This window comes from Mycobacterium sp. DL440 (assembly GCF_011745145.1).
Classification (GTDB): domain Bacteria; phylum Actinomycetota; class Actinomycetes; order Mycobacteriales; family Mycobacteriaceae; genus Mycobacterium.
Genome location: NZ_CP050191.1, coordinates 2,751,898 through 2,769,755, shown reverse-complemented (window position 1 = coordinate 2,769,755; position 17,858 = coordinate 2,751,898). Strand labels below are relative to the sequence as shown.

The following is a 17,858-nucleotide window of genomic DNA, read 5'->3' as shown; positions in this document are numbered from 1 at the left end:
GATCACGGGCCACCACACTTAGGGTTGAACGATGTTGATCATTGCGCTCGTGCTTGCCGTCATCGGCCTGGCTGCGCTGGTGACCGCAGTGGTCACCAGCAATGAGTTGATTGCCTGGGTCTGTATCGGTGCCAGCGTGATCGGCGTGCTGCTGCTGATCGTCGACGCATTGCGGGAACGCTCGCGCGGTGCGAAGGCCGACGAAGAGGCCGCGGCCGCCAACGAGGCCAATGCCACCGAGACGACCGAGACCTTCGACGCGGTCGAGGCGCCGGTGGATTATCCCGACGAGTTGGTCGCCGAACCTGAATCGGACGTCGCCGTGGAGTCAGACGCCGCAGAGGTGGACGTCGAGGCCGACGACTCCGCCGAGAAGTACAACAAGAACTAACTACGCCTCGCCGGGTTCTGGGGTGGGCTCTGCCAGCAGGCGGCGAACTTCGTCGTCGCTGACCTGGTGGAAGTCTGCGAACGCCTGGCCCACCGCTTGGAATTGGGGTGGGGTGCTGGTGCACACCACATCGTCGGCCTCTTCCATGAGCTGATCGCTTACCGTCGGCGGTCCGACCGGTACCGCCACCACGACCTGCCGGGCCGCCCGCACGGCACGGACCGCGGCCAGCATCGTGGCCCCGGTGGCGATGCCGTCGTCGACCAGGATCACCGTTCGATCGGTGAAGTCCGGCGCCGGGCGCCCGCCTCGATAGGCCTGTTCCCGTCGCTCGACTTCGGCGGTCTCGTGCCGGATCGTCTCGACGATGGTGTCGTCGTCGATGCCGAGGCGGCTCACCAGCCCGTCGTTGATCACCAACCCGCCGCCGGAGGCCACCGCACCCATGGCGAGTTCCTGCCACTGCGGCACCCCCAGCTTGCGGACCACGAAGACATCCAACGGGGCGTGCAGGTAGCAGGCAACTTCTGCGGCGATCGGCACTCCGCCCCGGGCCAGGCCGAGGACGAGCACGTCGGGGCGGTTCCGGTAGGACACGAGCTGTTCGGCCAGGACCCGGCCCGCTTCTCGGCGGTCCTGGTAGGTGCGTTCCCTGCTCGCTCGCAGACCCCAGGCATTCATAGGCGCTGTCGCCGGCCATCGAGAATTTCGCCGGCTGACATCAGCCTACGTCGACGGCTGCGCCCGGACCACCCGGCTGAGGAAGCCCCGGACCAGCGTCCGTAGCCGGGCTGCCGCATCGCCGACGAATTCCCTTGTCTGCAAGCGTAATTCGTCGGGGCTGCTTCCGGTTCCGGCTACTTCGCCGTCGCGGTCGTGGGCCAACCAGACCTCCAGCAGCTCGGAATCGAGCTCGGGGTGAAACTGCAGCGCCAGTGCCGTTCCCAGCGTGAAGGCCTGTGAGGCATCCGACGTCCGGGCGACCTCGGTGGCGCCGGGGGGAAGAGTCCAGCGGTCGAAATGCCACTGGAACCATCGGCCACCCGGAACCAGTTGGTCGTCATCGGTGGCGACGTCGTACCAGCCCACTTCGGGCGCCGGCGACCTCGTGACAGATCCGCCGAGGGCCTGCGCGATGAGCTGTCCGCCGAAGCACACGCCGAGCACGCCGACTCCGGCCTCGACGGACCGGCGCACCACGGCCATCTCGGCTCCGACCCAACTGTTGCACAGGGCTTCGTCGTAGACAGCCCACCGGGCGCCCAGCGGAACGATGACGTCATAGTCGGTCGGGTCGGGGAAGGCCACCTCGCCGGCGGGATCGTCGTCCCGCTCGGGCGCGACGACGTCGAACGTGTCGATGTCGAATCCGCATTCGGTGAAGACGTCGGCCAGCATGGCTTCGGTGGCCGTGCGGTCGTTTCGCAGAAACAGAACCTTCGATGTCACGCCGTCATTATTTCGCTGCCCGGCGCCCGTGGAATTTCAGGTCCAATTATTGGGCCTTCAGGCGGCCTCGAAGATCAGCGGCAATGACGCGGGCCCGGTGATCCCGGTCATCGGCTTCCACGGGGCACGTCCCTGGTCGGGGTAGTTGCACAGCGCCTGGACGGCCGCCGCGAGTTGATTGCGGGTGGTGTCGGTGCCGGCCTGGCCCTCACCTCGCTCGGTAGCGTCGTTCGGGCCTACCGGTGCCGTATTGCAGCCGCAGCTCCAGAGCCCCGGTGCTCAGGTAGTACTCGAGATAGCGACGTGCGCTGACGCGTGAAATACCGACCAGCTCAGCACATTCCATGGCCGAAACCTCGCCCGCTGTGCGTACCGCGGCCATGACGAGCCGGCCGGTTTCGGCGCCGAGACCTTTGGGAAGGACGACCGCCGAGCCGCCGAACAGCGCGTCGATGGTCGATTGATCGGCGCCCCCGGCGCCTGCCAGCGCCTCGGCGCGTGCGGCGAAGGCCGCCAACTTCGTCTGCAACTGGTCGAAGTCGAAAGGTTTGACCAGGTAATCGGCGGCTCCGCCGTCCAACGCGCCCCGTACCGTGTCGAGTTCACGGGCCGCGGTGACCATGATGACGCCGACGCGGTTGCCCTCGGCGCGCAACCGCCTGAGCACCTCGAGCCCGGTCATGTCCGGCAGATAGACGTCGAGCAGGATCACATCGGGACGCAGCTCGGCCGCGGCGGCAAGGGCGTCGGTTCCGTTGCGGGCCACTCCGACCGGGCGATACCCGTCGATGCGTTCCACGAAGCGGCGGTGGATCTCGGCCACCATGAAGTCGTCGTCGACCACCAGCACGTCACGCATGCAGCCTCACCACGAACAGGGCGCCGCCACCCGGGGCGTCAGTGACCTCGACATCACCGCCGTGTTGGGCCGTCACCAGGCGCACCAGGGCCAGTCCGATGCCCCTGCCGCCGGGCACCTCGGCCTTGGACGTGACCCCACGGGAGAAAATGGATTCCCGAAGATGTTCGGGCACGCCGGGTCCCGAATCTGAGACGGCCAGCAGCAGCCCGGACGAGTCATCGATGCGGACCGTCACCTGTGCTGCCGCCGAGCCGACGGACACATCGACGGCGTTGTCAATCAGGTTGCCCAGCAACGTGATCACGTCGGTGGCCAGGGCCGGGTCGAGTGCGCCGAGGTGGCTGTCGTCGGTCAGGCACAGGGTGACCTCGCTCTCGGCGGCCAGAGATGTCTTGGCGATCAGCAGCGCGGCCACCGCCGGATCTGAAACATGTTGGGTTACCGCCTCGTTGATCTCGGCGCGGCGTCGGGTCAGAGTGCCCACCAGAGCGCGGACCGCGTCGAACTCACCCAACTGGGTCAGCCCGGAGATGGTGTGCAGTTGATTGGAGAACTCGTGGGTCTGGGCCCGCAGCGTGTCGGTCACGCTTCGGTGTGAGGACAGTTGAGCCTGGAGTGCGGCGAGCTCGGTGCTGTCGCGCATGGTGGTCACCGTACCGATCCTCCTGCCCTGACTGCGGGCGGCGCGGCGGTTGAGTGCCAACACCCGGGTGCGGGTGGTGATCACCACGTCGGATTCGTCGGCGCGAGTTCCCTTTCCGGACAACAGGAATGCCACGACCGCCGGTTCCAGGCCGACCGCATCGGCACGGCGGCCCACCGCGTCCGCGCCGATGCCCAGCAGATCGGATGCGCTGTCGTTGATCAGCGTGATGACCCCGTCGTTGTTCACCGCCACCACGCCCTCACGGATGCTGTGCAGCAGCGCTTCTCGGTGATCGGCCAGGTCGGCGATCTCTGCGATGTCCAGGCCACGGGTGTGCCGGTTGATTCGGCGTGACAACAACCACGAGGCCAGCATCCCGAGCGTCGCACCCAGTCCGAGGTAGATCAGCAGGCGCTCACCGGCTCCACCCAACAACTCCCACAGCGACGGGTAACGTTCGCTGACCGACACGATCGCCAGCACTGCTCCGTCGGCGGCAAGGATGGGGACCTGTCCCACCAGGCGGTGCGTGCCGTCGACATTGCTGTCGCCGGACCACGCACGGCCCTCGTCGGCCCGGCTGCTGCTCAGGTCGAGTCGCCGGCCGATACGGTCCGGATCCGACGACACCCGCACATTCCCGGCGGGATCGGTGATCTCGGCCAGCCCGGCGCCGGACAGGGCCACCGCGCGCTCCACCTCGGGCGCCAGCACCGAAGCGGCGAACGGGTCGTCGTAGCGGTCCCGGACAATCGGCGTCGACGCCACGTTCTCGGAGACCGCGATCATGCGCTGCCCGCGGACATCACGGAACTCCCGGGTGGATTGCGCTACCGACACCGCGGCCACCGCGATCAGCACCACCGCGACCACCAGCAGCTGGAACAGCAGGAAGCGAGCGGCCAGGCTGCCATTGGGCAGCCACCGTGTCCGTGTGCGCGGTGAACGCGCGACTGGTGAACTCAACGAACAAAACTTCCTTTGCGTCCGAATAGGTGACCTGCGTCACGTCATGGGTCCAGTATTGCTGACCATGAGGTTTCGAAGACTAGGTGCCGGGCTGATGGTGGCCGTGGTCGCGCTGATGCTGGTGACGGCCTGCGGGGTTACCCGCGGCGACCAATCCCGGGGCCTGCATCGACTGCGCATGATGGTGCCGAACAGCCCGGGCGGCGGCTATGACCTGACCGCGCGCACCGCGGTGAAGATCATGGAGGACGCCGACATCACCGGGCGCATCGAGGTGTTCAACGTCATCGGCGCCGGCGGCACCGTGGCGATGGCCCGGCTGATGAACGAAAAGGGCAACGACGACCTCATGATGATGATGGGGCTCGGCGTGGTGGGCGCCGTCTACACCAACGGTTCGGACGCGCGCGCCTCGGACGCCACCGCACTGGCCAAGATGGTCGAGGAGCAGGAAGGCATTCTGGTGCCAGGAGATTCGCCCTTCCGCACCATCGGCGATCTGGTCTCGGCATGGAAGACCGATCCGGCCAAGGTCACGATCGGTGGCGGATCCTCGCCGGGCGGGCCGGATCACCTTTTCCCGATGGAGACCGCGCGGGCGGTCGGGGTCGACCCGCGCAAGGTCAACTACATCACCTACGACGGCGGCGGTGATCTGCTGACGGCCCTGCTGGGCAAGAAGATCGCGGCGGGTACCACCGGGCTCGGGGAGTTCGTCGACCAGATCGAGGCCGGGCAGGTTCGGGTGCTGGCGGTGTCGGGTGCCAAGCGCGTCGAGGGGATCGATGCGCCGACCCTGACCGAGGCCGGTATCGACCTCACGTTCACCAACTGGCGCGGAATACTCGCGCCGCCAGGCATTTCCGGTGAGGCCAAGGACGCGATGGTCCGGGCACTGACTGACCTGCACGGCACCGAGCAGTGGCGCGACGCGCTGGTCAAGAACGGCTGGAGCGACGCGTTCAGCACCGGAGCCGACTTCGAACAGTTCCTGCGCGATCAGGACAACCGCGTCTCGACGACGCTGAGCGAATTGGGGTTGTTGTGAAGGTCGACAAGGCCCAGTATCTGGTTTGCGCGGTCCTGGTGGCGGTCGGCACGTTCCTGATCTATGACGCGCTCACGTTGACGGGGGGATTCGCCAAGGTCGATCCCGTTGGGCCGCGCGCTTTCCCGCTGGGGATCGGGATCATCCTGATCGCGCTGGCGATCGTCCTGGTGATCGCCATTCCGCGCGGATCGGTCGGCGAGGCGGATGCCGGCGAGGACGTCGACCCGAACCTGCCGGGGGACTGGCGCACAGTCGGGTTGCTGGTCGGACTGTTCGTGCTGGTGATCGTCCTGGTCAAGCCGCTGGGCTGGGCCATCACGGGAGCGCTGCTGTTCGCTGGGGCGGCAACGATTCTCGGCAATCGCCACTACGTACGCAACCTGGCGATCGGCACGGTGTTGTCAGTGGCGAGCTTCTACGCGTTCTACTCCGGGCTCGGAATCCCGCTGCCCGCAGGCATTCTGGACGGGATTCTGTAAATGGGTAACTTCGAATGGTTGCTTCAGGGGTTCGCCGAGGCCGCGACCCCGATGAACCTGATGTACGCCGTGATCGGTGTGCTGCTGGGCACTGCGGTCGGGGTGCTGCCGGGCATCGGTCCCGCCATGACGGTGGCCCTGCTGCTGCCGGTGACCTACAACGTCAGCCCCAGCGCGGCGTTCATCATGTTCGCCGGGATCTTCTACGGCGGCATGTACGGCGGATCGACCACCTCGATCCTGCTGAACACCCCCGGTGAATCCTCGTCGGTGATCACCGCGATCGAGGGCAACAAGATGGCCAAGGCCGGCCGGGCCGCGCAGGCGCTGGCCACCGCCGCGATCGGGTCCTTCGTGGCGGGTGCGATCGGCACCGCGCTGCTGGCCGCGTTCGCGCCGCCGATCTCGCGGTTCGCGGTGACCCTGGGTGCCCCCTCCTACCTGGCGATCATGCTGTTCGCTCTGGTCGCGGTTACCGCGGTGCTCGGTTCTTCCAAGCTGCGCGGCGCCATCTCGCTGTTCCTCGGACTGGCGATCGGGGTGGTCGGCATCGACTTCCTGACCGGCCAGCCGCGCGCCACCTTCGGCCTGCCGCAGCTGTCGGACGGCATCGACATCGTGGTGATCGCGGTGGCGATCTTCGCGCTCGGCGAGGCGCTGTGGGTGGCCGCGCATCTGCGCCGCCGGCCGGCCGACGTGATCCCGATGGGGCGGCCGTGGATGAGCCGCCAGGACTTCGCCCGGTCGTGGAAGCCGTGGCTGCGTGGCACTGCCTACGGGTTCCCGTTCGGCGCGCTGCCGGCCGGTGGTGCCGAGTTGCCGACGTTCCTGTCCTACATCACCGAGAAGCGGCTGTCGAAGCATCCGGAGGAGTTCGGCAAGGGCGCCATCGAGGGTGTCGCCGGGCCGGAGGCGGCCAACAACGCGTCGGCGGCGGGCACGCTGGTGCCGATGCTGTCGCTCGGTCTGCCCACCAACGCCACCGCCGCGGTGATGCTGACCGCATTCGTCTCCTACGGAATTCAGCCCGGCCCAACGCTTTTCGAAAAGGAACCGTTGCTGATCTGGACGCTGATCGCCAGCCTGTTCATCGGCAACTTCCTGCTACTGGTACTCAACCTGCCGCTGGCGCCGCTGTGGGCCAAGCTGCTGCGCACCCCGCGGCCCTACCTGTACGCGGGCATCCTGTTCTTCGCCACGCTGGGGGCGTTCGCGGTCAACGTGCAACCCCTGGATCTGGTCCTGCTGCTGGTGTTCGGGCTGCTGGGTCTGATGATGCGCCGATTCGGATTGCCGGTGCTGCCGTTGATCATCGGGGTGATCCTCGGCCCGCGCATCGAACGACAACTGCGCCAGAGTCTGCAACTCGGCGGGGGTGACTGGAACAGCCTGTTCACCGAGCCCGTCGCGATCGTCACCTATGTGCTCATGGCGATCCTGCTGTTGATGCCGTTGGTACTCAAGCTGATGCATCGCAGTGAGGAGACATTGTTGATCGTCGAGGACGACGCGGATCAGCAGCAGAAGGCGGCCCAACAATGATTGTCATCGGGTACACCGCGGACCCCTTCGGCGTCGCCGCCATCGAGCACGGCATCGCCGAGGCCGCCCTGCGGGGCACCGGTCTGCTGGTGATCAACGCGACCTCGGGTGAGTCCTATGTGGATGCCCGGTTCGCCCGTTCCGGTCAGGTCCACGATGTCGAGGAGCGGCTGCGGGAGAGCGGCGTGCCGTTCGAGTTGCGCCAGCCGGTGGGGGTCGACGCCGCCACCGAACTGCTCGACGCAATGGAGGTCGCCGACGCGGAGTTGCTGGTGATCGGTATCCGGCACCGCAGTCCGGTGGGCAAGCTGTTGCTCGGCAGTGTGTCGCAACAATTGCTGCTGGAGTGCCCGAAACCGGTGCTGGCGGTCAAACCCGAACATCACTAATCCGCTCTGACCTGTGGTAACGACCCTCACAGGGGGCGTATCCGTGCGGTGAGGATCAGTTTTCGTGCCGATAACGTCGCTGGAAAGATCCGACAACACCCTCACCGCACGATGGGGGCATGGCGGACGGCGCGGCTCCGGGTTCGGTCCCGGACAAGACACACCGGACTGCGTGTTCGTACTGTGGTGTCGGCTGCGGTATCGAGGTCACTACCAGGGTCGATGACGGCCGCACGGTGATCGCCCGGGTGAGCGGCGACAAGCTGCACCCCACGAATTTCGGCCGGTTGTGCACCAAGGGGGCGATGCACGCCGAGTTGATGGCCGCCGACGATGACCGGCTCACGTCCGCTTTGCTGCGGCCCACGCGTGCGGATGAACTGCTGCCGACGCCGGTGGACGACGCGGTGGCCGAGGCCGGGCGCCGACTGCGGGCCATCGTCGACGAGCACGGCCCCGACGCCGTCGCCCTCTATGTGTCCGGACAGATGACGCTGGAGGCGCAGTACCTGGCCACCAAGCTCGCCAAGGGCTTCCTGCGTACCGTGCACATCGAATCGAATTCCCGGTTGTGCATGGCGAGTGCGGGGACCGGGTTCAAACAGTCGCTCGGCTCCGATGGCCCGCCCGGTTCCTATACCGACTTCGACCGGGCCGACCTGTTCTTCGTCACCGGTGCGAACATGGCCGACTGCCATCCGATCCTGTTCCTGCGCATGGCCGATCGGCTCAAGGCCGGTGCCAAGCTGATCGTGGTGGACCCGCGGCGGAACGCGACCGCCGAACGTGCCGACCTGTTCCTGCAGATCAAGCCGGGTACCGATCTGGCGTTGCTCAACGGCCTGCTGCACCTGCTGCTAGCAGACGCTGCGAGCGGCGCGATTGATTATCAGTTCATCGCCGAGCACACCGCGGGCTGGGAGGCGATGCCGGAGTTCCTGACCGACTACCCACCGGACCGGGTCGCCGAGATCACCGGAATCCCCGAAGCCGACATCCGCACCGCCGCAGCGATGATCGCCGAGGCAGGGGAGTGGATGAGTTGCTGGACCATGGGGCTCAACCAGAGCACGCACGGCACCTGGAACACCAACGCGATCTGTAATCTGCACCTGGCCACCGGCGCCATCTGCCGCCCAGGTAGTGGCCCGATGTCGTTGACCGGTCAGCCCAACGCCATGGGCGGCCGTGAGATGGGGTACATGGGGCCGGGTCTGCCCGGTCAGCGGGCGGTATTCGCAGCCGATGACCGGGCGTTCGTCGAAACCCGGTGGGGGCTTGCGCCCGGCACCATCCGCTCCGAGGTCGGTCCCGGCACCATCGGCATGTTCGAGCAGATGGAGGAAGGTCTGATCAAGGCCTGCTGGATCATCTGTACCAATCCCGTTGCCAGCGTGGCCAACCGCAAGACGGTCATCAACGGCCTGGAGGCCGCCGAGCTGGTCGTCGTCCAGGATGCCTACCGGTCCACGGCCACCAATCACTACGCGGACATCCTGCTGCCCGCCGCGTTGTGGGCGGAATCCGAAGGCGTCATGGTCAATTCGGAACGAAACCTGACCCTGCTGTCCCCGTCGGTCGCCCCGCTGGGGCAGGCCCGGCCGGACTGGCAGCTGATCTGCCAGGTGGCCGCGCATCTGGGGTTCGCCGAACACTTCGACTACTCCTCGGCGGAAGAGATCTTCGCCGAGATCCGCGAGTTCGCCAACCCGAAGACCGGATATGACCTGCGCGGCGCCGACTACGAGAGGCTGCGTCAGAGCCCTCTGCAGTGGCCGGTTCCACCGGTCGACGGCCCCGGTGGGAAGGACGACCGGCACCCGATCCGCTACCTCAACGACGGCATCAGCCAGGAGCTGTTCGTCGACGCCGACGGCCACCGGCCCCGGCTGGCCTTCGCGACGCCGTCGCGGCGGGCCGTCTTCCACGCCCGGCCGCACATGGATGCCGCGGAACTGCCCGATGACGACTATCCGATGGTGCTCAACACCGGTCGGCTGCAGCATCAATGGCACACCATGACCAAGACCGGCAAGGTGGACAAGCTCAACAAGCTCAACCCCGCGCCGTTCGTCGAAATCCACCCGCTGGACGCACTGGAACTCGACATCGTGGAGGGGCAACCGGTCGAGTTGACGTCCCGGCGGGGGCGCGCGGTGCTCCCCGCGGTGCTGTCGGACCGGGTGCGGCCCGGCAACTGCTTTGCGCCGTTTCACTGGAACGACGAACACGGCGAGTACCTCACCGTCAACGCCGTGACCAACGACGCCGTCGACCCGGACTCGTTGCAGCCCGAGTTCAAGGTGTGCGCGGTCAGCCTGCGCCCGGTCCGGACGGTGGACGGCACGCCGGCGCTGCATCCGCTGGCCGGGGAAATGGGATTGAGTGCTGCGCACAAGCCGGCCCTGAGCCAGGACGAAAAGATCTATCTGTCCGGATTTTTCACCGGCCTTCCGGAAGATCCCGCGGGAGTGCCGGTACTTCCGGACGTGGCGCCGATCAGTAACAAGGTACGGTTGTGGGTGGACGGGGTACTGGCGGGACGCTACTCGCGGGCCGGCGACCGTGCGCCGAGCGAGCTTTCGGTGCCAGGAGGGCCGCTGGTGTTGTGGGCCTCACAGACCGGGACAGCCGAGGAGTTCGCGGCCGGGCTGGCCGGCCGTATCGACGGGGCGGCGTTGGTCAACATGGACGAACTCGCGCTCGTCGACCTGGCCAGTGCGCGCGATATCCTGGTCGTCACCAGTACGTTCGGCGACGGCGGGCCACCGGACAACGGAGCCGATTTCTGGAGTCGGCTGCAGTCTCCGGACGCCCCGCAGTTGCACGGGCTTCGCTACGCGGTGCTCGGTATCGGGGACAAGTCCTACGACAACTTCTGCGGGCACGCCAAATCGCTGGATCAGCGGCTGGCCGATCTGGGTGCCACCAAGCTGCTCGACCGCACCGACTGCGAGGCCTACGACGACGAACCGATGCGACGCTGGGCCGATGCGGTCACCACGGCCCTCACCGGTGCGCCGCCCGTCCCAGCGGTCGTCGGCCGCGGTATCCGCACCGTCATCCCCACCGAGCCGGACGAATTCACCAGGGCCAAGCCGATTCTGGCTGCGCTGGCGCGCAACGAGCTACTGACGACGCCGACTGCGGCCAAGGAGGTGCGTCAGTTCGGCTTCGACATCTCCGAGTACGACGTGAGTTATTCGGTCGGTGACTCGCTGGGCGTCTATGCCGGCAACAACCCGGCCGTGGTGGACTCCTGGCTGGCTGCCACCGCGCTCAATCCGGACTCGGTGATCGAGGTCGACGGTGTCGAGCAGTCGTTGCGCGACGCGCTCATCTCGTCGTACGACATCTGCCGGGTGACCCCGGATCTGCTGCGGTTCGTCGCTGACTCCTGCACGGACCGCTCTGCGGCCAAGATTCTGCGCAATCCCGGTGAGCGGCGCAGCAATTGGTTGCGCAACCGCCACGGCCTCGACGTCGTAACCGAATTTGCGGTCCGCGCCGAACCCGAAGAATGGCAGGACGTTCTGGTTCGGTTGACCCCGCGCAGCTACTCGATCTCGTCGAGCCCGCTGATCAGTCCGCACGAGATTCAGCTGACGGTGTCGGTGGTGCGCTACCGCGGGCCTGGTGGCATGGCGCGCGGTGGGGTGTGTTCCACGTTCATGGCCGACGGCGCTGCGGCCGCACCCGTGTTCCTGCAGCGATCACCGCATTTCCGTCCGCCGGAAGATGCAGGCACGCCGATGATCATGGTCGGCCCGGGTACCGGGGTGGCGCCGTTCCGAGGATTCCTGCAGGAGCGCCGCGCCCTGGGACACGATGGCCGCAACTGGCTGTTCTTCGGTGACCAGCACCGCAGCGAGAACTTCTACTATCGCAACGAGTTCGAGGAGATGGCTGCTGATGGGTTCTTAAGCCGGCTGGACCTGGCATTCTCCCGCGATCAGGCCGACCGGGTGTATGTGCAGCACAGGATGCTGGACCGTGGGGCCGACGTATGGCGCTGGCTCGACGACGGCGCCCACTTCTACGTCTGCGGTGATGCCGCCCGAATGGCCAAGGATGTGGACGCCACGCTGACCACGATCCTGCGCACCCACGGCGGGATGTCCGAAGACGCCGCGCGGGACTACAAGCGGGAACTGGTCGCCCAGAAGCGGTACGTGCGCGACGTTTACTGAGCCAGGTCGCTCCAGACGATTTTGGCGAGCTCATCGCGGTCGGCCACCCCGAGCTTGATGCAAGCCCGGTAGATATGGCCCTCCACGGTGCGGACCGAGACGGTCAGTCGTTCGGCGATGTCGCGGTTCGGCAATCCCTGCGCGACCAGACCGGCCACTTCGCGTTCCCGTCCCGTCACCGGCAGGGGGCGGGCGGCCGATCGAATCGCCGGGGTGGCGGCACCGCCGCACTTGGACGCCAATTGCAGTGCGTGCGCGGCGGATTCGGTACTGTTTCGGCGGTGTCCGGCCTTGTCGTGCAGGGGCACTGCCTGGGCGGCGGAGTCCGCCGCCGACAGCAGCAGGCCGGCCTCCTCGAATGTGCCGGCCACCTTGTCCAGTTCGTTCGGGTCGGCGGCGGCCACCGCGGCGGCGTGCCGTGCGTACAGGGCGGGCAGCGGACCGTCCGCCCGGTCGACCAGGTCCTGTAGGCGACGGGTCACACTGCGGTCGCCGAAGCGTGCCGCGCTGTGCAGCGCCTCGGCCTCGACCGCGTACTGGCCGGAGGAATGTGCCGCATCTGCGGCCGCCCGGGCCAGGTCGATCGCCGAGCGGTGCCCGCCCTTGGCGGCGGCCAGCCAGGCCTTGGCGAGCATCCGGAGGGGCTCGTGCAGCGCCATGAATTCGCCCGAGTGCTCCTTGGCATCCTCCAGCACTCGCTCGGCTTCGGCGGGGCTTCCCACCCCGGCGTAGGCGCGGGCCAGCAGCAGCCGGCCGGGGAGTTGCCAGGGCAGGGAGCTTTCGGCGTTCAGCGCGGCGAGGGCCTGTTCGATCGCCAGGATGGCATCGCGGAACCGGCCGCTGTGGGTGGCGGCCACGCCGTCCATGATCTTGGCGATGGCCCACCCGGCGAACTGGCCGGACGAGGAGAACTCGGCGTAGTCGGTGGCCCGCTGCTGAGCCAGTTCGAATTGACCGGTGTAGGCCAGGGCCAGCACCTCGCCGTAGAAAACCATGATCCGGACCATGCCGTCGGTGGTCTTGCGCTGAGCGCGGCACCGCGACGCGATCGGCAGGAAATCGTTGCCCCGCCCCACCAGTGGCATCGACAGCCCGGCGGCGAATGCCGCGAAATCCACTGCCTGCCGCGGGGCCTCGGGGTTCGCCAGCACCCGTTCGGCGATTGCGAGCCCTTCGGGAATCTTGTTCTGGTGCACGGCCATGCCGGCACCGGTCGCGTCGACGATCAGCCGCAGGGTCGGGTGGGTGACCCGTTCCTGTAGGAGGGCGAGCACCTGATCGGCCCGCGCCACATCGGCCATGGACCAGAACAGGTTGGACAACCGCGGAATGCCCCACTGCACCAGTTCCATCTCGTTGAGATCGGCGGGGGAGAACTGCTCGAGGATGTTGTCGGCCTGTGCCGGATGGCCCTGCCACAACAACGCACGGGACAGCAGCGCGGCCGCGCCGAGTCCGCCGCCGTGATCGAAGGCTGCGCGGGCCAGTTTCTCCCCGAGTGGGAGATTGGACAGGAACACCGCGTCCTTGGCGGCGGTGATCAGCAGTTCGATGTCGGTGCCCTGGTCGCTCTCGATGGCCAACTCGGCCAACTTGATTCGGCTGGCAGGGGAATCGAGGTTGCGCTCGTGCAGGATCTTGGCGATGCGGCCCCGCAGCTTGCGGGCCGATGCGGTGCCCACCCGGCGGCGCACCGCCTCGCCGAACAGTGGGTGGCTGAAGCGGACGTTGATCTGGCCGTCGTCGGCGACGATCCGGATCAGACCGCGCATCTCGGCCGCGTCCACCGCGTCCTCGCCGGCCAGTTCTGCCAGCGCATCGATGTCCAGTGGCTCGCACAGCGACAGCAGCTTCAGTGCGTGCAGGACATCCTCGCCGGCATGTGCCAGACGTTCGTCGAGCAGTTCGACGAGCCCGGAGGGAATGACGGTGGGGCCGCGGAACTGCCACACCCCGTTGACCTTGGCCAGCGTGCCGGCGTCGACCGCGCCCTCGACCATGTTGCGCAGGAACAGTGGGTTGCCGCCCGAGGTCTCCCACATCACGTCGGCGCTGAGCCCCTCCAGCGTTCCGCCCAGGACGGTTTCGATGAGTGCGATGCTCTGCTGTTTGGTGAACGGGCTGAGTTCGAAGCGCTGGAGGTAGCCGTCCTTCCACAGCGAGGTGACGGCATCGGGAACCGGCTCACCACTGCGCACGGTGGCTACCACGTGGCCCGAGCGCTCCACGGCGATCTGGTGCAACAGCGTCGCCGACAACTGGTCCAGTAGATGTGCATCGTCGATTCCGACGATGGTGTCGCCGTCGGCGACAAGCGATTCGTGTGCCGATCCGATGAGGGCGATGGGGTCACGTGATCCCGACGACGACACCCAGTGGGCGAATGCGCCGAGCGGGATGCTGCGAGAAGACTCGGTGCACGCGGTCCAGTGCACCTTCTGGCTCAGCGATGCGGTGACCGTGCGCGCCAGTGTGGTCTTGCCGACTCCGGCGGCTCCGACTAGGACGACTCCGCAGCTGTCGGTCCCGCTGAGGGCGGCCCTAATGGCCTCGTGCTCGGCGGGCCGGTCCAAAAGCTGCCACTGACCAGGCATGAATCCTGAGTCTAGGGGTACCGGGCCCGGATCGCTGCCGAACAGGGGGTCGACCGGGCGGTGGTTGTCAGTGGTGGCGGCGAATGTTCTTCCCATGGCAAGTATTTCCCGTTCGCTGGGTCAGTCCGGAAGCTCGGCGATGTCGGAAGGCTCGTGCCGGTCGATGTGATTCATCTTGTGGCGGAAGTCGCTCGATGCCTCGTACACCTTGAGCTTCAGCCGGTTGATCGATCCCAGTGGCCGGTGTGCCTCCAGGCCGCGCCATGAGTTGAAGGACAGCACGTCGTCGCCATATGCGCGGCGCAATGCGCTGTACGGGTTCTGCTCTCCGAACACCACCTTGGCCACCGGCAGATATGGGGACGATTTCCAGGGCTTCGTGGCGTCCTCGATCGGCATCTTCTCCTCGTCGAGACACAGTTGCACGCTGAATGTGTACTCCGCGGAGTGCTTTTCGAAGAACGCCATGATGAGATCGCGATGCTCGTCCTGCCCAGGATTGCGCGGGAGGGTCTGATCGGCAAGCGCTTTGGCCTCCGGTGAGGTCGGTTCGTATTTGAAGCGCGCCACGTAGTTGCCGTACCGGATCGGTGCGGAGGAGTAGAACGTCTCGCCCAGGATGGGACGGTTGGGCGCGGCGAACACGGCCAGATTCTCCGGTATCGGCAGGCCGATCTTCTTGAGCGCGCCGAGCAGTTCGCTGACTGCCCACAGCGCGCCGTCGGACAACCGGGCCAGCAGAGTCGCGCTCAGCATCCCCAGCTTGCGGTACGCGTGGGCGTCGGCGAACAGGAATTCCTCGTGGGTGACGAGCACGAAGTCCTGCGTGACATTCGGTTCATCCTTCGGGTCCTTCATGGCGCGGTCGCCGTGCACGCCGATGGCCTTGATGCCGAGTCCGCGCACGCCGCGGTTCCGGTCGCTGCGCAGTACCCCCGAGGTGGTTGAGATACGGGCGATCACCGGGTAGCTGCGTGTTTCGGCGAAAATCCCCTGGGCGAGCACCTCCGGCAGATCCGGGTTGACGATGAGTTCGCCGCGCAGGATGGCGTGGCTCTTGGCGTGTGCGTCACGCAGCCCGTGCTTGAACTTCTTGTAGGCCCTTTCGTTGTTCTTGTGCAGAGACTTGATGATCTTTTCGATGTCCTCGGCCTCGCCCGCCTTGGGATGCTCGAGACCCTCGCGGTAGGGAACCGGGTCGAGGCTTTCGGCGATGCGACGTACGTCGGCGGCGGTCATGGCTGGGGACGTCGATGAGGTCATGCGGATGCCTTTCGGGTGGGGGAGACAGGGTTCCACGGGGCGAACGGGTTGGCCACACCGGACAGAGCGGGCGTCAGTTCGGGGAAGTGGCGCAACAACACCGAGCGCATGTCGTTGTCCCGAACCCACTTCATGCCGGCGACGGTGTACGTTTCCTCGCGAAAGTCGGTGGTGAAGAAGCGATCGCTTTCCAGCCGGCGGGTGGCCATCAGGATGAAGACCCGGAATGCGGTGTCGCTGAAGCCGAATCCGGGTGGTTTGGGCTCGGCGTACAGGCCGATCATCAGGTCGACCAGGTCCACGTCGTCGTAGATCTCGCGCAGCTCGGCCGCCAGCGCGGAGTCACCGGTCAGCTCCTCGAACGTCCGCACCGGCTTGAGCCGGAACAGCTTCCGGAACTCGTTGTAGCGCGGGACACCTCGTTCCCGGCACCGGATCAGGTCGATCGTGGCCAGGTCGATCAGGGTGCCGTCGACGCGATGCATGTGCTGCAGGTGTCTCGGGAAGTTGTGCAGCGACAGCGCCCCGGGATGGGCGCGGCCGAAGGAGTAGAACAGGTCGGCCATCGGGCTTTCGTTCAGCCGGGCACGCACATTGAGCACCGACAGTTCGGGTAGCTCGTGCTGCGCGGTGACGCGGTCGTCGGCCAGTGAGCGGAACGTGAACTCGTCGGGGATCAACGGGTGCATCCGGTACACCGCGACGAATTCCTCGGTCAACGAATACGGCACGCCGTGATGGGTGGTGGGCGAGCCGGGGATGCCGTGCAGCAGGGCGCTGCTGCTGACGCGTCCGAAGCTTCGCCGGAACTGGGGGCCCAGCTTCTCGCCCAGCAGACCGAACCAGTTGACGCGCATGGCCGTCACCGTCGTCGGGTGCGCGATGATGGCAGGCGTCCAGTCCACCGTGTGGATCTTGGCCATCAATGCGGAATTGACCAGCCGCGCCTTGTCGTAGAGCTGTTGGCCGGTGAGGTACGGGTACTTCTGCGCCAGGTGGTCGCAGATGGTGTTGTGCTCGCGCATGAACAGCGAGTGCAGCAGGGCCAGGCCCACCCAGAAGTTCCCCGCGGTGCCGGTGAGGTCGGCGGTGGCCTCGACCTCAGGTGGCGGTAGACCGGACTTGTCGATGCGCAGCTTGCCGCCGTCGGGTGCGCGCAGAGCGCTGGCGAATGCCGGTGTGGTCCCGTAGATCTGGGAGGCGTCCCACCAGTGCGACTCTTGGGTGACGAAGGTGGGCGGGCCGGCCGGGCCGGGATGAGGGTCGGGGGGTGTGCGCTCGACGTGCATCGGCCGCTGCGGCCATGGATCGTCGTCGCGCAGCGGCACCACCCAGGGTTGGGTGGCGACCGAGCCGTGGGCGAACCAGTCGTGCACCTCGAACTGAATCCACGCTGCGGCCAGCAGGTTCAGCGTGGTCGCGGGCTGGAAACTGTCGCGGGTCAGCAGGGTGCGGCTGATCAGCCGTGGGTTGGGGTCGAGCAATCGCTGGGCGGATTCCGGATAGGAGTGTTCGGGCGGAACGTTGCGGCCGAACCGGCAACCCACCGCACCCATCCCGGGGTCACTGAGGTCGTTGTAGGAACCGTCGCGGGTGCGGGCGCCCAGATAGTTGCCGACACCGGCGGGAGCGCCCGGCGGGGCCGGGGCAGTTTCGGCGGCATACAGATTCGACGTCTGCAGCTGATGGCGCAGTCCGACCAGGACGGCCAGTCCGACCGCCTTGGGAAGCCGGGCCCAGCCCACCGACTGATCGATGTACTGGGCGATCCGGGTCGCGAGGGTGGCCGTCATCGATCGCGACCGGGACCAGACAGCGGCGACGAACGCTGGTGCCTGTCTCGCCGTGATCACCATTCGTTGTTTCCCTCCGGCCGCAATCACGTGCCTGTCTCGCTGGACACGATTGTTGTTCACGGAAGCAGAAATGACATGAGTAGTTCGCTACTCGAACCCGTGCGCCGGACCGGTCGGGCCGCGCGGACTCACCGGCAGGTCACGGGGCACGTCCCGGTTCAGGACACCCGGAAATAC

Annotated in this window: 13 protein-coding genes; 6 read left to right on the top strand and 7 right to left on the bottom strand. The window is 66.8% G+C overall.

Features of this window, described 5'->3' with window-relative positions:
* Window positions 1-31: 31 nt before the first annotated feature.
* A complete protein-coding gene (locus HBE63_RS13415) occupies window positions 32-391 on the top strand; it encodes a hypothetical protein (RefSeq protein WP_166905181.1) in 360 nt (119 codons plus the stop codon).
* Here HBE63_RS13415 and HBE63_RS13410 read toward each other — a convergent pair whose 3' ends face one another.
* From HBE63_RS13410 to HBE63_RS13395, 4 genes are all read right to left on the bottom strand, one after another.
* Window positions 392-1,072 (bottom strand): phosphoribosyltransferase, encoded by a 681-nt coding sequence (locus tag HBE63_RS13410; protein WP_166905180.1) that lies wholly within the window; start codon window positions 1,070-1,072, stop codon window positions 392-394.
* 45 nt (window positions 1,073-1,117) lie between these two features.
* Window positions 1,118-1,840: a type 1 glutamine amidotransferase gene (locus tag HBE63_RS13405; protein WP_166905179.1), complete on the bottom strand. Its 723-nt coding sequence runs from the start codon at window positions 1,838-1,840 to the stop codon at window positions 1,118-1,120.
* Window positions 1,841-2,048: 208 nt separating this feature from the next.
* Window positions 2,049-2,699 (bottom strand): response regulator, encoded by a 651-nt coding sequence (locus HBE63_RS13400; protein WP_166905178.1) that lies wholly within the window; start codon window positions 2,697-2,699, stop codon window positions 2,049-2,051.
* Window positions 2,692-4,314 (bottom strand): ATP-binding protein, encoded by a 1,623-nt coding sequence (locus HBE63_RS13395; RefSeq protein ID WP_243858637.1) that lies wholly within the window; start codon window positions 4,312-4,314, stop codon window positions 2,692-2,694. The genes HBE63_RS13400 and HBE63_RS13395 overlap by 8 nt, the downstream gene beginning before the upstream one ends.
* 67 nt (window positions 4,315-4,381) lie before the next feature.
* Here HBE63_RS13395 and HBE63_RS13390 point away from each other — a divergent pair, with 67 nt between their 5' ends.
* The 5 genes from HBE63_RS13390 (at window position 4,382) to HBE63_RS13370 (ending at window position 11,968) form a co-directional block, all read left to right on the top strand.
* Window positions 4,382-5,365: a tripartite tricarboxylate transporter substrate binding protein gene (locus HBE63_RS13390; RefSeq protein ID WP_166905177.1), complete on the top strand. Its 984-nt coding sequence runs from the start codon at window positions 4,382-4,384 to the stop codon at window positions 5,363-5,365.
* Complete coding sequence (locus HBE63_RS13385; protein ID WP_166909753.1) at window positions 5,350-5,847, top strand: tripartite tricarboxylate transporter TctB family protein; 498 nt, start codon at window positions 5,350-5,352, stop codon at window positions 5,845-5,847. Before HBE63_RS13390 ends, HBE63_RS13385 begins: the two co-directional genes overlap by 16 nt.
* Window positions 5,848-7,389 (top strand): tripartite tricarboxylate transporter permease, encoded by a 1,542-nt coding sequence (locus HBE63_RS13380; RefSeq protein ID WP_166905176.1) that lies wholly within the window; start codon window positions 5,848-5,850, stop codon window positions 7,387-7,389.
* Window positions 7,386-7,778 carry a universal stress protein gene (locus HBE63_RS13375; RefSeq protein WP_166905175.1) on the top strand — a complete coding sequence of 131 codons (393 nt, stop codon included), beginning with the start codon at window positions 7,386-7,388 and terminating at the stop codon, window positions 7,776-7,778. Before HBE63_RS13380 ends, HBE63_RS13375 begins: the two co-directional genes overlap by 4 nt.
* Window positions 7,779-7,897: 119 nt before the next feature.
* The gene (locus HBE63_RS13370; protein WP_166905174.1) at window positions 7,898-11,968 is read left to right on the top strand and encodes a bifunctional nitrate reductase/sulfite reductase flavoprotein subunit alpha; all 4,071 of its coding nucleotides are present in this window, start codon (window positions 7,898-7,900) and stop codon (window positions 11,966-11,968) included.
* On the opposite strand, the gene HBE63_RS13365 is transcribed toward HBE63_RS13370, so the two are convergent.
* The 3 genes from HBE63_RS13365 to HBE63_RS13355 all read right to left on the bottom strand — a co-directional run bounded on the left by HBE63_RS13365 (window position 11,962) and on the right by HBE63_RS13355 (window position 17,681).
* The gene (locus HBE63_RS13365; RefSeq protein WP_166905173.1) at window positions 11,962-14,562 is read right to left on the bottom strand and encodes a LuxR C-terminal-related transcriptional regulator; all 2,601 of its coding nucleotides are present in this window, start codon (window positions 14,560-14,562) and stop codon (window positions 11,962-11,964) included. The two genes, HBE63_RS13370 and HBE63_RS13365, sit on opposite strands and share 7 nt — an antisense overlap.
* Before the next feature lie 120 nt (window positions 14,563-14,682).
* The gene (locus tag HBE63_RS13360; RefSeq protein WP_166909751.1) at window positions 14,683-15,801 is read right to left on the bottom strand and encodes a catalase family protein; all 1,119 of its coding nucleotides are present in this window, start codon (window positions 15,799-15,801) and stop codon (window positions 14,683-14,685) included.
* Between the two features lie 20 nt (window positions 15,802-15,821).
* Window positions 15,822-17,681, bottom strand: coding sequence for a peroxidase family protein (locus HBE63_RS13355; protein WP_166905172.1), 1,860 nt, complete (start codon window positions 17,679-17,681; stop codon window positions 15,822-15,824).
* Window positions 17,682-17,858 lie beyond the last annotated feature (177 nt).

Coding starts and splice junctions, on each gene's coding strand:
- HBE63_RS13415 (WP_166905181.1), top strand. CDS start 32: ATGTTGATCATTGCGCTCGTGCTTGCCGTCATCGGCCTGGCTGCGCTG.
- HBE63_RS13410 (WP_166905180.1), bottom strand. CDS start 1,072: ATGAATGCCTGGGGTCTGCGAGCGAGCAGGGAACGCACCTACCAGGAC.
- HBE63_RS13400 (WP_166905178.1), bottom strand. CDS start 2,699: ATGCGTGACGTGCTGGTGGTCGACGACGACTTCATGGTGGCCGAGATC.
- HBE63_RS13390 (WP_166905177.1), top strand. CDS start 4,382: ATGAGGTTTCGAAGACTAGGTGCCGGGCTGATGGTGGCCGTGGTCGCG.
- HBE63_RS13380 (WP_166905176.1), top strand. CDS start 5,848: ATGGGTAACTTCGAATGGTTGCTTCAGGGGTTCGCCGAGGCCGCGACC.
- HBE63_RS13375 (WP_166905175.1), top strand. CDS start 7,386: ATGATTGTCATCGGGTACACCGCGGACCCCTTCGGCGTCGCCGCCATC.
- HBE63_RS13370 (WP_166905174.1), top strand. CDS start 7,898: ATGGCGGACGGCGCGGCTCCGGGTTCGGTCCCGGACAAGACACACCGG.
- HBE63_RS13365 (WP_166905173.1), bottom strand. CDS start 14,562: ATGCCTGGTCAGTGGCAGCTTTTGGACCGGCCCGCCGAGCACGAGGCC.
- HBE63_RS13360 (WP_166909751.1), bottom strand. CDS start 15,801: ATGACCGCCGCCGACGTACGTCGCATCGCCGAAAGCCTCGACCCGGTT.
- HBE63_RS13355 (WP_166905172.1), bottom strand. CDS start 17,681: ATGGTGATCACGGCGAGACAGGCACCAGCGTTCGTCGCCGCTGTCTGG.